Source organism: Thermodesulforhabdus norvegica, assembly GCF_900114975.1.
GTDB classification, from domain to species: Bacteria; Desulfobacterota; Syntrophobacteria; order Syntrophobacterales; family Thermodesulforhabdaceae; genus Thermodesulforhabdus; species Thermodesulforhabdus norvegica.
Genome location: NZ_FOUU01000012.1, coordinates 23739 through 38642, shown reverse-complemented (window position 1 = coordinate 38642; position 14904 = coordinate 23739). Strand labels below are relative to the sequence as shown.

15 protein-coding genes are annotated in these 14904 nt (G+C 51.6%); 4 read left to right on the top strand and 11 right to left on the bottom strand.

Features of this window, described 5'->3' with window-relative positions; genetic code table 11:
• Positions 1–75 precede the first annotated feature (75 nt).
• From BM091_RS12580 to nth, 4 genes are read left to right on the top strand one after another with little or no spacing between them, the layout of a single operon-like run.
• A complete protein-coding gene (locus BM091_RS12580) occupies positions 76–1314 on the top strand; it encodes an ABC transporter substrate-binding protein (protein ID WP_177193654.1) in 1239 nt (412 codons plus the stop codon).
• A 21-nt stretch (positions 1315–1335) separates the two neighbouring features.
• Complete coding sequence (locus BM091_RS12575) at positions 1336–1782, top strand: hypothetical protein (RefSeq protein ID WP_177193653.1); 447 nt, start codon at positions 1336–1338, stop codon at positions 1780–1782.
• Between the two features lie 21 nt (positions 1783–1803).
• Entirely contained in the window at positions 1804–3297 is a 1494-nt protein-coding gene (locus BM091_RS12570; RefSeq protein WP_093396243.1) for a leucyl aminopeptidase, read from the top strand.
• Between the two features lie 3 nt (positions 3298–3300).
• On the top strand, positions 3301–3954 hold the full coding sequence (nth, locus tag BM091_RS12565; RefSeq protein WP_093396242.1) for an endonuclease III: 654 nt from the start codon (positions 3301–3303) through the stop codon (positions 3952–3954).
• A 4-nt stretch (positions 3955–3958) separates the two neighbouring features.
• On the opposite strand, the gene BM091_RS12560 is transcribed toward nth, so the two are convergent.
• The 11 genes from BM091_RS12560 to BM091_RS12510 all read right to left on the bottom strand — a co-directional run bounded on the left by BM091_RS12560 (position 3959) and on the right by BM091_RS12510 (position 14903).
• The gene (locus BM091_RS12560) at positions 3959–5161 is read right to left on the bottom strand and encodes an MFS transporter (protein WP_143083150.1); all 1203 of its coding nucleotides are present in this window, start codon (positions 5159–5161) and stop codon (positions 3959–3961) included.
• 30 nt (positions 5162–5191) lie between these two features.
• Entirely contained in the window at positions 5192–6472 is a 1281-nt protein-coding gene (locus BM091_RS12555; RefSeq protein WP_093396239.1) for a TRAP transporter large permease, read from the bottom strand.
• Between the two features lie 40 nt (positions 6473–6512).
• Entirely contained in the window at positions 6513–7016 is a 504-nt protein-coding gene (locus BM091_RS12550; protein WP_177193652.1) for a TRAP transporter small permease, read from the bottom strand.
• A 62-nt stretch (positions 7017–7078) separates the two neighbouring features.
• Positions 7079–8131, bottom strand: a complete 1053-nt coding sequence (locus BM091_RS12545) for a TRAP transporter substrate-binding protein (RefSeq protein ID WP_093396237.1) — start codon at positions 8129–8131, stop codon at positions 7079–7081.
• A 57-nt stretch (positions 8132–8188) separates the two neighbouring features.
• Positions 8189–9223 carry a zinc-dependent alcohol dehydrogenase gene (locus BM091_RS12540; protein ID WP_093396236.1) on the bottom strand — a complete coding sequence of 345 codons (1035 nt, stop codon included), beginning with the start codon at positions 9221–9223 and terminating at the stop codon, positions 8189–8191.
• Positions 9224–9312: 89 nt separating this feature from the next.
• Positions 9313–10278, bottom strand: a complete 966-nt coding sequence (gene iolN / locus BM091_RS12535; protein ID WP_093396234.1) for a 3-dehydro-scyllo-inosose hydrolase — start codon at positions 10276–10278, stop codon at positions 9313–9315.
• 13 nt (positions 10279–10291) lie between these two features.
• Positions 10292–10663: a cupin domain-containing protein gene (locus tag BM091_RS12530; protein ID WP_177193651.1), complete on the bottom strand. Its 372-nt coding sequence runs from the start codon at positions 10661–10663 to the stop codon at positions 10292–10294.
• Between the two features lie 26 nt (positions 10664–10689).
• On the bottom strand, positions 10690–11457 hold the full coding sequence (locus BM091_RS12525) for an SDR family NAD(P)-dependent oxidoreductase (protein WP_177193650.1): 768 nt from the start codon (positions 11455–11457) through the stop codon (positions 10690–10692).
• Positions 11454–13181: an aldehyde ferredoxin oxidoreductase C-terminal domain-containing protein gene (locus tag BM091_RS12520; protein ID WP_177193649.1), complete on the bottom strand. Its 1728-nt coding sequence runs from the start codon at positions 13179–13181 to the stop codon at positions 11454–11456. The genes BM091_RS12525 and BM091_RS12520 overlap by 4 nt, the downstream gene beginning before the upstream one ends.
• On the bottom strand, positions 13132–14229 hold the full coding sequence (locus tag BM091_RS12515; protein ID WP_093396228.1) for an Ldh family oxidoreductase: 1098 nt from the start codon (positions 14227–14229) through the stop codon (positions 13132–13134). The genes BM091_RS12520 and BM091_RS12515 overlap by 50 nt, the downstream gene beginning before the upstream one ends.
• Complete coding sequence (locus tag BM091_RS12510) at positions 14226–14903, bottom strand: 4-carboxy-4-hydroxy-2-oxoadipate aldolase/oxaloacetate decarboxylase (RefSeq protein ID WP_093396227.1); 678 nt, start codon at positions 14901–14903, stop codon at positions 14226–14228. The genes BM091_RS12515 and BM091_RS12510 overlap by 4 nt, the downstream gene beginning before the upstream one ends.
• Position 14904: the final 1 nt, after the last annotated feature.

Sequence of the window (14904 nt, the reverse complement as noted above, 5' to 3'; positions counted from 1 at the left end):
GGGGAAAGTGGTAGAGGACAGATTAAATAGAAACTTGAGCGCGGAAACCCTTTAATGCGCAAGAGGGAAAGACCCATGAAGAGCGATCGGATTATACGATCATTTCTTTTTTTTACTCTGGTTATTGTGGTTGTGTCAGGGCTATTTTTACCGTCCTACGCCGTCACAGAAAACGAGGTGATCATAGGTTTAAACATCCCTCTTACAGGTCCCTATGCCCTTCAGGGAAAGGACCAGATGAGAGCCTATAAAATGGCTCAGGAAGAAATAAATGCTTCGGGTGGAATACTGGGAAAGAAAATCAAATATCTTTATGCGGACAGTAAAAGTAATCCCGAAGTTTCCGTCGAAAATGTTAAGAAGTTTATAGCCCAGGGCGTTGATATGGTAACCGGCGGTTCTTCCAGTGGCGTGGCCGTAGCGGTCAGTCGGGTTTGTCAGGAAGCTAAAAAACTGTTCCTGGCCACCTTGACGTACTCGAACGACGTAACTGGCAAAGATGCTCATCGTTACACTTTCAGGGAAACCTATAATGCCTGGATGGCGGCGAAGGCTCTTGGGGCATATCTTAACGAAAGATTTTCCGGTGCTAGATACTTCTACATAACCGCCGATTACACCTGGGGCTGGACCACCCGGGATTCTCTGAAAAAATTTACCGGAACCGAAAACGCACCCGACGTACTGGTTCCTCTTGGAAGTCCGCGTCCCGAGTACGGGAAGGCCATCCGGAAGGCCCTGGAGACCGGCACCGACGTTCTGGTGCTCGTTCTTTTCGGCCGTGATATGATTTACGCCATGCAGGAGTGCATTGATCTGGGTTGTACCGACCAGGTTAAACAGATAGTGGTTCCCAATCTTGAAATTCACATGGCCATCGGCAGAAATCCACCTTATACTGCGGGTGTAATAGGGGCAGTTCCCTGGTACTGGGAAATCCCATACATTTATGGATATGAACGGGGAAAAAAGTTTGTGGAAGACTACAAGAAAAGATGGGGTGAAATGCCCGGATCCGGCGGTGCAACGGCTTACACCAACATCTACCTTTACAAATGGGCCGTAGAGAGGACGGGGTCCTTTGATCCCAGAAAGTTGATACCGGCACTGGAAGACTACACCTTCACTTTTCTTAAAGATCAGGAAACCATAAGAGCCTATGACCATCAAACGATTCAAACCGTCTTCGTCGTAAGGGGCAAAGCATCGGGCAGAGACATGTGGGATGTCTTCGAAGTAATTAAAGCATTCCCGGGAACCTTTGTTGCTCCGACACCGGAAGAGAATCCCGTAAGGCTTGAACCTCTGGACTAGCGTCGGGAGGTGATGCAGGAGGTGGAAAATTCCGTAACGACAGAACGAAGGCTGGTTGATACTCTGACTCTTCCCAACGGTCTGGAAGTGTTTTTTTACGATTGCTCGAGAAAAGTGGCTGGAGACAGATGGTACGTATGCCTTACCGTGGAAATACCCATCCCCGTACAGAAAGATCATTTTCGGGGACAGAGTGATCCGGAGAAGGCCTACGGAGAATTCACGCAGGCTTTCGGAGATACCTATGTCTTTCTCCAGAAGAAGGAAAGAAATTTCATAGACGAAAAGGAAGTTCAAACGCTGCTTCAGGCTATGAAGGACGATTTTATAAAAAACAACCTGTCCTATGTAGGGAAGGCTCAGTTTCCAATGCTTTGCATAAAAAAAGCTTACAGCGAATGGAAGGAACAGCAAAAGTGGAAGGTTCTGCACGAAGAAGCAATTCGTGTTGCCGACTCCGGAGAGTGATTTCCAGAGCAGGAGGATTTCATGAAGATAAGATGGCTTGTGCCCGAATACGAACGTTGTGATGTGCTTGTTCTTTTCTCCTTCGAAGACGAAAAAGAAGGGCTCGCCGAAAACAGGTGGTTTCGGCAATATTGCTCCTGGATGACCGAATCCTCGGCCTGGGAGCACTTTGCGGGTAAAAAGAAGCAGGTCTTTCACTCCTTTGCTCCCCGTGACGCCTTTTTTGAAAAATGCGTTCTGGCAGGGCTGGGCAAACGGAAAGATTTTTCAACGGACACATGGTACGAGGTCATAGCGGAAGTCTTTACCAGAATAACCCAGCTTGAAGGCAAGAACGTAGCCGTTCCCTTCCCGATTCTGTCAGCCCTTCAGGAAAATGCTTATGAACTTCTCAGAGAATTACTCTACGGTTTTTTTTCACTTTCTTATCGATTTACCCGGTACAAGACTTCTGAAGAACAACAGCGGGAAATTTCCGAGCAGATCGTCCTCCTTGAAGACGAGCCTTCCGGTGCACTTATCGATGTGCTGGCCTACATGGACACCCTAATGGGGCCGGTAAAGAGGGCAAGGGATTTAATAACGGCACCGTCCAACGATGTAACTCCGGAGAGTTTTGCCCGGGAAGCCGCCCGGGTTGCAGAGGCCCACAATCTGGGGTTGACCGTTATTTCTCAAAGGGAAGCCGAAGAAAAGGGAATGGGAGCTTTTGCCGCCGTCGCCAGGGGGAGCCACAACGAAGGCATAATCGTAATCCTCGAGTACTGTCCGAAGGGCTGTGAGAACGAAAAACCCCTGGTTTTCGTCGGAAAGGGAATCACTTTCGATACAGGCGGCATTTCAATAAAACCGGCACAGAATATGGAGTTAATGAAGCACGATATGGCCGGTGCTGCTGCAGTCCTTGGAACCATGGAAGCCGTGGGAATATTGAAGCCTCCCAGGCGGGTAGTGGGTATCATGCCTCTTGCCGAAAACATGCCCGACGGTAAGGCCTATAGACCCGGAGATGTGCTTAAAACTTACTCCGGAAAGACCGTTGAAGTTATAAGCACAGACGCAGAAGGCCGTCTCATTCTCTGCGACGCCCTGGCTTACGCAGTCAAAACGTACAGCCCGGCATTCCTTGCAGACATTGCGACCCTTACGGGAGCGTGCATAATCGCCCTCGGTGATAGAGTGGCAGGGCTTATGGGAAACAAAGATGAAACCGTCGAGCGGGTAAGACGGCTTGGAGAAAAGGTGGGTGAAAAGTTCTGGCCTCTTCCTCTGTGGGATTTTTATGCTGAAGACATCAAGAGCGACGTAGCGGACATGAAAAACGTCGGTAACAGAAAGGCCGGAACCATAATCGGCGGTATGTTCCTGAAACAATTCGTTCCCGATGAAATCCGCTGGGTGCACATCGACATAGCCGGCCCTGCCTGGGCAGAAAAACCCTGGTTCCACATGCCAAAAGGGGCAACCGGTTTTGGCATAAGAACCTTTATTGAGATCATAAGGAACTGGGATTAAAAGATGAAAAATGCGGATTTAGAAAATCGTTACGGGGCAGTCCTAAATGCTTTCCGTCGGGTTTATCCTGATCCGAAGCTTGCACTCCGCTTTGAAAATCCCTTCCAGCTCCTGGTGGCAGTAATACTTTCGGCCCAGTGTACCGACGAAAGGGTAAACAGTGTGACGGAGGAGCTTTTCAAGAAAGTCAAAGGTCCTGAAGACATAATTCGCATGTCTGACGAAGAGCTGGAGAATCTAATTCGCCCGACCGGCTACTACCGACAAAAGGCAAAAAGCCTAAAGGGGTGCTGTGAAGTTCTTCTGAAAAATTATGGGGGAGAGATACCCACCAGGATGGACGAACTTGTGAAACTTCCTGGAGTGGGGAGAAAAACCGCCGCAATGGTTCTGGGGAATGCCTTTGGCATTAACGAAGGCATAGCCGTGGACACACACGTCAGGAGGGTTGCACAGCGTGTGGGCTTGAGCGATCATGATACGCCGGAAAAGATAGAACAGGACCTTATGAAGCACATCCCGAGAGACCTGTGGACCTGGTTCAGCAATGCAACGATTCTTCACGGCCGTAATGTCTGCAAAGCCCGAAAGCCCAACTGCGGGGAATGCCCCGTAAAGGAAGTTTGTCGGTTTTTCATGAAGTCCGGAGGGGTTTGATAAACTAACATCCCTCCCCTTCTTCCACAGGGTGAAATTGCAAAAACATTAAAAGGAATGCCACACCTATCGAATAGATCCCAATAACGCCCATTCCGGCGGAAAAGCTCCAGTGTTCTCCCAGATAGCCGAGCAGGTAAGGAATTACCCCGCCACCTATGACAAAGGCTAAAGGCGGAGCTAAAGAAGTTGCAATACTCCTTTGCGTTGAAGGCACACACCGGGAAAGGGCAGCAAAGGCCGGAGCAAAAAACAGCGACACGAGGGCGGGCTGAAGGAAAACGAAAAGATTCATTAAAAAACCCTTGCTCCATACGAGGCCGACAAGAGCCAGACCCGAAGCGATAATGGAGCCTGCCATTGTGATTTTCATCCCCAGTCGGTCGCTCAGCCACCCTCCCAAAAAGGTAAGAAAAAGACAGGGAATCCTGGACATTCCCACGAGGACATTTGCCTTCGAGAGGTTGAGTCCTTTCTCATGGATAAGAAAAAGAGGTAGCATGCTATACACACCCACGGCGGCTCCAATCCCTGCACCGATGATGACCACCATCACCCAGAAACCAGGATAGCCGGTTACGGCCTTCACATGGCCCACTGTGGGAGGCTTCCCCGCAAAGGAACCAGTTCGACCCAGAAGGCAGAACAGGAGGCCCAACAAGACCGAAGAAGTCGAAATTACACAGAGCAATAAACGCCAGGACATCACATTAAAGGATGCTTCGACCAGAAAAGGGCCAATTATCATTCCCAAAATCGGAGCAGTCTGGTGAACGCCCATGGCCTTCCCCAGGTCCTCATGATCTACCGAAGCCGCTATCGTGGCGACGGCCGACGGGAGATGAAGCCCCGCGGAAAATCCCAGCAATATCAAAAAAATGCGCAATATTGAAAGTGAGGGGGCCAGGGTAACAAGAAAGAGACTCAGACCCACCAAAAAGGCAGAGATTATCAAATTTCCCCGGTGATTCCATCTGGACGAAAACAGCCCTGAAAGGATTTGTCCCGAAATGAAACCAAAAGCCATAAAAAGAAAAAAAGTTCCCGCCCCTTCGTGACTGATCTTCCATTCCCTTTCAAGGGTCGGCATCAAAGGTACAAAAATAAACCTCGCCAGAAAGCCAAGAAAAAACATCAGGCTAATGAGCACAACATCCCACAGTATGCGGCGGAGGCTCACGGGCTGGGGACAAACGCTGGAACTCAAGTCATACCTCCGGACAACGAAATTGACACATCAGTACCCGAACATTCGGGGAACAAATAGGGCAACACCGGGAACATAAGTAACCACAAACAATGTCACAATTTCAATCAACAAAAAGGGAAAGATCGCCTTGACCAGATCCACAAAATCCACGTTGCTAACGGAACAGCACACGAAAAGACAAAGCCCCAGGGGAGGCGTTATCAGCCCTATCATCAGATTCATTACGACAATGATGCCAAAGTGTACGGGATCAATTCCGGCATGCTGGGCGATGGGTAGCAGTATGGGCACCATAATTATGATTGCAGCAATTCCTTCGAGAAAACACCCCACGATGAAAAGCACCAGGTTAATCAGCAACAGGAGGACATAAGGGTTCTGGGAAATTGAGGTTATGGCACTTGCAATTTTTTGTGGAATCATCTCCGTGCCGAGAATCCAGGTAAACACGTTTGCGCAGGCCATAACGAGAAAGATGGTAGAGGTCGTCAACATGGCACGATAGAAAATGGAAGGAAGATCTGAAAGCTTAAGAGTACGAAGAACGAGTAATCCAACAATCACCGCATATCCTGCGGCGACCGAAGCGGCTTCTGTGGGTGTGAAGATTCCGCTGAGAATTCCTCCAAGGATGATAAGGGGCATGATGAGCGGGATGAGAGCCCCCCAGCAGGCCGCCAGAAATTCTCTCACCGAAGCCACAGGCCTTTTTGTTCCGTAATCGTATTTTCTGGAAATAACGTACGCTACGGCCATAAGTCCAAGGCCTATGAGAATCCCGGGAATAACTCCGGACAGAAAGAGAGCGCCGACGGAAACCGACCCCACCAGGGCATATATTACCACGGGAATACTGGGAGGAATGATCGGCCCTATGATCGAGGACGAGGCGGTCACAGCCGCCGCAAAGCTTTTACTATAACCGTCTTTTTCCATGGCAGGGATCAGGATAGATCCCAGCGCGGCCGTGTCCGCCACCGCCGAACCCGATATCCCGGCAAAAAACATACTGGCGACGATATTAACATGAGCCAGCCCTCCCCTGATATGTCCCACAAGAGCCGTGGAAAAGCGAACTATCCTTTCGGTAATTCCTGCGCTGTTCATAAGGTCACCGGCGAGGATGAAGAAGGGTACTGCCATAAGGGGAAAGGAATCCATACCCGTAAACATTCTCTGGGGGATAAGATGCAAAGGAATATCACCGGATATGATTAAAAAGATCATGCTGCTTAAAGCGAGGCAAAAGGCTACGGGAACCCCCAGCAACATGGTCAGAAGAAAAGAGCCCAGGAAAACCCATATCATACGATCCTCCGAGCACAAAGATGACAAAAGCCTCTAAAGATCATTCCATCAGCACAGTGTCTCTGGTGTCCGGACTAAAAAGCGTCTGCAAAAGCAATCGGAGGGCGTGGGTAAAGGTCATCCCCGCTCCGACGGGAACGGAAGAATAGGTCCAGAACATGGAGATGCTCATGGCAGGCGACAGTTGATCGGAAACCTTTAAGGCCAATTTCCATCCCTGATAAAAGATCACCAGCATGAGCGTCGCAACAACCGCGTGGATTCCGACGTTCACAAATCGCTCCATCCGTCCGGCAATAGATCGGGTAATTATGTTTACGGTCACATGGGCTTTGTCTGCATAAGCATTGGCACCGGCCAAGCAGGCAGCCCATATCATCAGGTATCTCGCGAGCTCCTCAGACCAGGGCAGAGGACTCTGAAGAAGGTAACGAAAGACGACCTGCGAGAGCACCACAACGAGCATGGCACCGACCATGATAGAGACCAGTACCCTGCTCAGCTTTTCGAAAAAGAGTGACGCCAGAATTATAAAGCCCGTCATTTCAGCTACCGCTCCGAACATTGAAGTGCCGGGCTCCGATTGTGAGCCCGGCTTCCAAAGCTTTATTGAGTTCTCTTCCCAAGCTCTTCCTCTGCCTGTTTGACCGCGGCAAGAACCTTGTCCACCCAGGACGGATCCACCTGCGTCTTCAACCATTCAATGACAGGACCCTGAGAAGCAGCTTTGAACTTCTCACGCTCCTCCGGCGTAGGAGAATAAACTTCCATACCTTTCTCTTTGAGCTTTGCCACGGCCATTGCCGAATTAAGCTGTTGTATGGCCCTTCCAACGTTGCCCGCAATTATGGCGGCTTTGTCTATTACGCGGCGCTGTTCCTCCGTCAGTTTATTCCTGTAAAAATCGTCGTTTATCAGTATAAAATCCGTGCCGTAAGAATGGCCGTCCAGCGTCAGATACTTCTGAACCTCGTAGAATTTGACGTTGTAGATCACGCCGGCAGGATTTTCCTGACCATCCACAACCTTCTGCTGAAGGGCCCCGTAGACTTCAGGCCAAGCGATGGGCGTGGGAAGAGCGCCCAGAGACTTAACCATTGTTATGTATATGGGAGACTCCATTACCCTGATCTTCAGCCCCTTTAAATCTTCGGGAGTACGCACCGGCCTTTTGGAATTGGTGAAGTGACGGAAGCCCGTTTCCCCATAAGCCAGATTTCTCAAGCCCGTTTCCCTGAGCAACGCCGCTGATAATTCTTGACCAAAAGGCCCGTCGAGAACCTTCCAGGCCACAGGCGCCGAACTGAAAAGATAGGGAATGTCAAGAACCATAACAGGTCGAAAATATCCGGCCAGAGCGGCCGACACGATGCACATCTGAATGGTTCCCAGCTTAGTCGATTCGATCATCTCCCGCTCGCCGCCGAGCTGATTGGAAGGAAAGACCTGAACTTCTACGCTCCCTCCCGTTTCTGCCTCAACGATGTCCTTAAAGACCCTTGCAGCGGCGCCTTTCTTTGAAATACATGGGTCCTCAGGATCGGAATGCCCGAGCTTTATGACCACCTTTTCTGCCTGAACAGAAGGCGCCGTCACAAGCCAGGCTACGAATAGCAAACAAAGGCTCACTACCTTCATGACTTTCCCAAACTTTTTCATAACAATTCCTCCTGCCTCGTGGTTGAACATTGATCCCGGCTCAGATGTCGGTCCGCCCTACTCAATCTCAAAAACCACCTTCACGGTCTCACCGTAGCGCAGAGCCTCAAAAGCGCTTTGCGCATCCTCAAGGGGAAAGGTCCTCGAGATCATAGGCTTGACGTTCACCTTTCCACTTTCCACCCAATTCATGGCCATGAGAAAGTGGTGCGGCAGTATGGCAACGTCACCGTGAACGGTCAGACCGTTACGAAGTAGTGTGACCGGGCTAATGGTGGCCTCCGGATAGAGACCGAACAGGATGACCCGACCTCTAGGAGCCGCCAGTTCAACAGCAAGGCGTGTCGCTTCAGGCGAGTTTGCCGTTTCCACAACGATATCTGCACCGTAGCCTGCCGTTTCTTCCAAAAGCGCCTTAACGGGATCTTCCCTGCTGATGTTTATGTTCCGATGAGCTCCCAAACTCTCCGCAATTTCAAATCTCTTTTTGTCCTGATCAAGCCCGATAACCATGATCTTGGAGGCACCTGCCGCCAGAAATGCCTGCAGATGGAGCATTCCCAGGGCTCCCGGTCCGATGATGGCAACGGTTTCTCCCGGCAACGGCTTTGCGAACTCCAGCGTTCTGACCGTCAGGCCGAGAGGCTCGAGGAGCGCAGCATCCAGAAAATCGACCCCTGGTGACAGTGGATGAACCAGCTTTGCGGGAACGACAACGTACTCCGCAAAGGTCCCGTGTCTGGTTATGCCCAGGTGTTCCCAGTCCTTACACATGTTTTTATAACCCACCTTGCACCACTTACACTTTCCACATCCCCACAGCGCTTCAAAGGCAACCCGCATACCCGGCTCTATACCCTGAACCTCGGACCCAACTTCTTCGACCACACCGGCACCTTCATGACCCATGATCAGCGGGATCGGAACGGGCTTTCGTCCTATGTAGCGATTCGTCAGGATGGAAACGTCGGAATAACAGATCCCCGCCGCCTTCACCCGAACCAGCACATCCTCGGGGCCGATTGTCGGCACGGGAAAATCAACAACCTGCAAAGATCCCGCATCCTGTGTAGCCTTAACGACAGCTTTCATTTTCAAGCCCTCATCTAAAATGGAGTTGCTTTGTCAGACCGGAATTGCCCACGCCACCTACGCTGGAATCCTTTAAGGGCGTATCAAACCTAGGGCGGAAAACCGAGCACATAGAGATGCTTACCTCCTTTTGTCGGACCCTTTAGAATGTCCTCGAGGAGTTTAGGATCTCGCTGACTCATTTGCTCAACAGGCGGAAGTTTACCCGGTGGGAAGCGCTCCAAAATGTCGTTGTGAAGCTTAACCATATAATCCAGAAACTTTTCGATGGAAGGAACGGCTTTTGCCGGATCCGCTTTGCTGGGTTTGCCAAGAACACCCTGAGGGTACATAACACATTCAATTCCGCAGGCACCAACCTGACAATGCCCGGGAATTGGGTTTCCGTAAATGTCGCCGCCTCGATCTATGTGACCCGGTGGAAGGTAGCCCCTTACCTCGGTATCTTCGGCCCATTCGGGCTTGCATAGCTCGGGAAATAGCGCCATTGATATTGACTGTTCGGCCTCGCAGGCGTGCTGGAAGGGATCATCGTATGGTCCGCCATGGGCCTTGTCCATCAGCGTTTCTCCCATAACCCTGGGCACATCAACGAAAAACAACATACAGGGTACCTGATAACGCTTGTTGAACTCCTGAAGAGCTGACGGGATGATGTACTCCTGTCCGTGCAGGCTTATCCAGATCTGTTTGCGAAATCCCGCATTCCAGAATCCCGCTATAATTGCCCGAATATACGCAGAAAATACATCATCGGGTATCACAATCGTCCCGGGTTGTCCGAGGTGATGGTAGGGATGAGAGCCGTAGTGTATGGGTTCCGCCACGGTACATCCCGTCACCTTGGCTACTTCCTCGGCAAGCCGCGTTACCACAAAGGTATCCTCACCAAAGGGCCCCGCGGCACCGTGATTTTCCGTCGAACCGACCGGAACTATCAGGATGTCGTTTTTTTTCAGCCTCTCCTCAACATCGCGCTTTGTCATTGTTTGAAAGTAAATTCCCGTCGGCTTGTCCATATGTCCGCCTTCCGGCGGAAGTTTCCACTTACCCATACCTTTACCTCCTTTAGTCTTCCTTCGATACACGATGGCTCGGCAGTTGTGGCGAATAAATCCAGACGAATTTCAGGTCCACATCGCCGGTGTTGATTATTTTGTGAAGCTTCCCCGGTGGGTTGTAGATGCACACACCCGGTTCAAGAGGTATCTCTTCATCTTCCGTAACGAAAAGGCCCTTTCCTTCAAGAAAAAACATGACCTCTTCCTCGTTGTCGTGCTTGTGCTCCGGGACCATTCCTCCGGGATGAGTACAATTCAATCCCATGGCGAGGTTCTTCGCCCCCACAGTTTTTTCGGACACCAGAATCCAGGACGTCCGGGGCGGTTCCCTTCTCTCACCCTCAACATCCTGCAGGCGAATTACTTTCACACCAGCCATTTCTCCCTCCAGAGTTATTCTGTTACTCATCGCATGTAGATTCCGCCGTTGATGTCCAGGGTGACCCCTGTGATCCAGCCCGCACCGTCGGAAGCAAGAAACAACACAGCTTTTGCAACGTCCTCTGGATAACCGTCTCGATTCACCGCTCTACCCACATTCCATCTCGCAAAAACCTCCGGCGGCACCTGTCGCGTAAGCTCCGTCATGATGGGTCCGGGGGCCACGGCGTTAACCGTTATGCCGTACTCTCCGACCTCACGAGCAAGCGAACGGGTGAATCCTACGATGCCGGCTTTGGCGGCCGCGTAATCTACGGCAACGCCGGGCCTTCCGGTACGTCCTCCAAGAGACGAGATGCTAACTATTCGCCCATAATTCCGCTTTTTCATATGAGGAATAACAGCCTTGCAGGCTATAAAGGTTCCCGTAAGATTTACCCGTATCACCCATTCGAACTCTTCAACGCTCTTTTCCTCTATCGGCTTGTGCCTCAATACCCCTGCACAATTGACCAGTATGTCTATTCGTCCCCGTCGGGAGACTATCTTTTCAACGACCTCAAGGACCTGATCTTCTCTGGTAACATCGGCCTGGAAGCTCATAGTGCCTTCGCCCGATGGATCTATCATTCCTGCCCTGCGGGCAGCTTCATCGCCGTCAAGGTCAAGGATCGCTACCACTGCGCCGGCCTCGTACAGAGCCTGAGCAATTGCGGCGCCAAGCCCCCTCGCACCGCCCGTAATCAATGCAACCCGTCCTTTCTCGAGTTCACACATATCCTTTCTCCTCAAAAAACGTCCTCCGGCGGATCTGCCACCCAGGTTCTCTTGAGTTCGTCAGGACTGACGTCAAATACGGTGTTGTAAGGCGGCAGAGGCTCTTCGCGCATAAATTCCGGCACATCGGCCGGTTCGATTATTCCCGCCCGTTCGTTAAACGTTTTCTCCTTTTGCAAGCACTCCACGGCAAAGTTTCGAACATCTTTGTAAGTCCAGTTCCACCCGTATCGAGCATTCAAAAGCTCTGCTATAAGCTCCGGTTTTTTCACGAAGGCAGGCCGAATGAAGAGGCAGACGCCAAGGCTGTCGAGAATAGCCGCTCTTAGCTGAAGCCGCCTTGAGACTTCCGGTTGATTTGCCGAACTGCGAGGGTCAACCGTGGATGCCGTTTCCAGGGCGTTTCCGGCGGTATGATCGGCTCCCATCGGGGATGTAGCGTAGGTCACGCCTATGCCCTTTAGAGAACGGGGATCGTAGGCGGGAATTCCTTGTCCTTTAATGACGGGTACACGCCTTACGTTAAAAACCCTCCCGGTCACTGCAGCACCGTTGCCTATAATACGACCCAGGGGCGTTCCCTTTCGAACCTCATGCAAAAGCTCTTTAGCCGCCTCTGCATCCCCGAAGTCCAGAATACCGGCCTCCATGGCGACCCCGATGGCGGCCCCGGTTTCTATGGCGTCCAGCCCAATTTCATTACAGAGCCTGTTAAGCTCTGCCACTTTGTCGATATCACCTATCCCCAGATTGGATCCGAGAAGAGCGATATTCTCGTACTGAATAGAGGCAACTATTTCCTTTCCGGCCGCATCTGCAAACACATTAGAACAGCGAATTACGCACCCTTTTACACAGGGAGTCCCCTTTCTGGCATCGCCGCCTCGTTTATCAATGAGCATCGCAATGGTTTCACCACAGATCTTCAAAGCCCCTTCAAAACTACCGGATCTGAAATTCCGGGTAGGAAGAATACCAAGCTCATTGCAGAGGGACAGAACGGCGGGGGTTCCGAAGTTGTGTCGATTTTCCGTTTTGGGGTCTTCCATGAGGAGCCGAACCAATTCCTTATTTGCCCTGTTAAGAGCTACAGAATCGTAGAAGACCGGATTGGGCGCATCCTTTGGATCAAAGACCATTGCCTTAATCCCTTTAGAGCCCATCAACGCACCGAGCCCGCCACGAGCCGCGTATCTAATCTGAACCCCCGTATGATCGGTCGTGGCAATCCCCGCTGCACACATACCCATCTCTCCGGCCGGCCCTATGCAAAGGATGCCAATCTGATCCCCAAACCTTGCACGGAGGTAACCGCAGGTATCGGAAACGGACGCCCGAAGCAAATCGCGAACCTCGAAGAGCTCTACACCACTACGGTTAATGTACAGAACCCTGGGTGAATAACTCCGGGGGGCGTCTTCCACAATCACAGCCCGGAAGCCGAGGCGTGCCAGCGCTTTTCCGGCGGCGCCGCCTACGTTTGCCTCCTTTACGCCCATAGTAAGCGGGCTTTTGCCTCCCAGGGAAAAACGACCCGCCGTGGTGACGGGAGTGTCTCCCAGAAGGCCACAGGCAACTATGAGTTTATTTTTTCTTCCCAGGGGATCACAGGTCGGAACGACCTCGTTTAGCAACACATGAGCAATCAGGGCCCGGCCCCCAAGCCTTCCTATTTCACCGTCACAAACTTCAATTTTCCATGATCCCGTTCGGGAGTTGACCCTGAGAATCTTTTCCATTTTCTTCTCCTTCAATTCGAAAAGAAATCCCCTTTTCCTCCAGCAACCGATTGAGGCTATCGATAACCCTGTCATCAACCGCAATTCCGTTCTTAAGGCTATGACGGGCCCTTTCGGCCTCTATCTCACCAGGCAGGAAGATCCGTTCTACTCCTCTGGCCTTCCTGGAGTTACGGATTATGTCGGCATAAAGTGAGAGGGTGGAACGAAATTTCTCAAGAGGCATTACCCTCGAAATATCCAGTGCCATAAAAGCGGCGCCGACACCGGTGGGTCCAAGCGGTTTATGGAAGGTTCTGAGGAAAGGCCCGAATTGCGAACCCGATAGGATTCCTGCAATTACATCAACAAAGAAAGCCAGCCCGTAACCCTTGGGACCACCGATAGGCAGAAGTGTGCCCTTTAGAGCTTCGCCGGCATCGGTGGTCGGTCGGCCCTCCGAGTCCAGCGCCCATCCAGGGGGGATAGCCTCACCCCGCCTTGCCGCCTGCCGAATTTTACCCCTTGCCACAACACTGGATGACATATCCAGAACGACGGTATCGTCGTCGTTCCAGGGTACGGCCATCGATATGGGATTGCTTCCCATAATCGGCTCGGCACCGCCCCAGGGAGCCATGGATGGAGCCGCGTTGGTCATACAGAGCCCGAACATGCCTTCAAGAGCGGCCATGTGGGTGTAATAGCCCAGAAAGCCGATGTGATTGGTGTTCCTTACCAGGGCAAAACCAACTCCGTAGCGCCGGGCTTTTTCAATGCAAATTGCCATAGCCCTGAAGGCGGCCACAGGCCCCAGTCCATTCCCTCCGTCAAGATGGGCCAGGGCGTTTTCATCTTTGATAACCCGCACGGTCGTGGGCAACTGCAGAACTCCGGCTTTAACCCTATTTGCGATAAGAGGTACATAAACGCATCCATGGGTTGAAATACCCCGCATATCTGCTTCAACAAGGACACCTGTCGTTATTGCGGCTTCTTCTTCCGAAGCACCGAGAGCCTGGAGGATCTTTGAAACACCCTGCAGAAGCACCTCTTTTCGAACTCTCATGACGACTCCTCAACCAGTCCGAGTTGCGCAAAGACTCTGTCCAGCCTGTTATAGGAGACCGTAGAAACCCCACTGCTCAACACTCTGGCCTTTTCTTCTTCCTTTCGTGCTCGATTCAGGGAAGCCTCAAGGACCTCCTCAATTCGGTCCCGTTCGACGATTACAATTCCGTCATCATCGCCCAGAACAAGATCACCCGGAGAAACGATCACCTCACCGAAGAGAATCGGATGATTGATCAGCCCCAGAAGGCCTTTCGTCGTGCCACGAATACAGGTTCCCCGGCAGAAGACGGCAAGCCCCATTTCAGCGATCGATGAGCTGTCGCGGACGCATCCGTCAATAGCCAGCCCGGCAATACCGCGACTTACGGCATAGGTGGCCATCAAATCGCCGAAGTAGCCTGCGAAGGGATAATTTCCCGTTGAAGCCACGATTACATCACCCGGCTCGGCAACCTCCAGTGCCTTGTGGAGCATAAGATTGTCTCCGGGGGCGCATTTAACCGTGACGGCCGGGCCGACAATTTTCATTCCGGGCCGTAGCGGTTTAATCGAAGGATGCACGGATCCTGATCGGCCCGACGCTTCGTAAACGGTAGCCGATCCCAGGGTCCTGAACTTATCAATTATTTCTTCTGGCGGACGCTGTATTTTCTTGATGACGTGAACCATG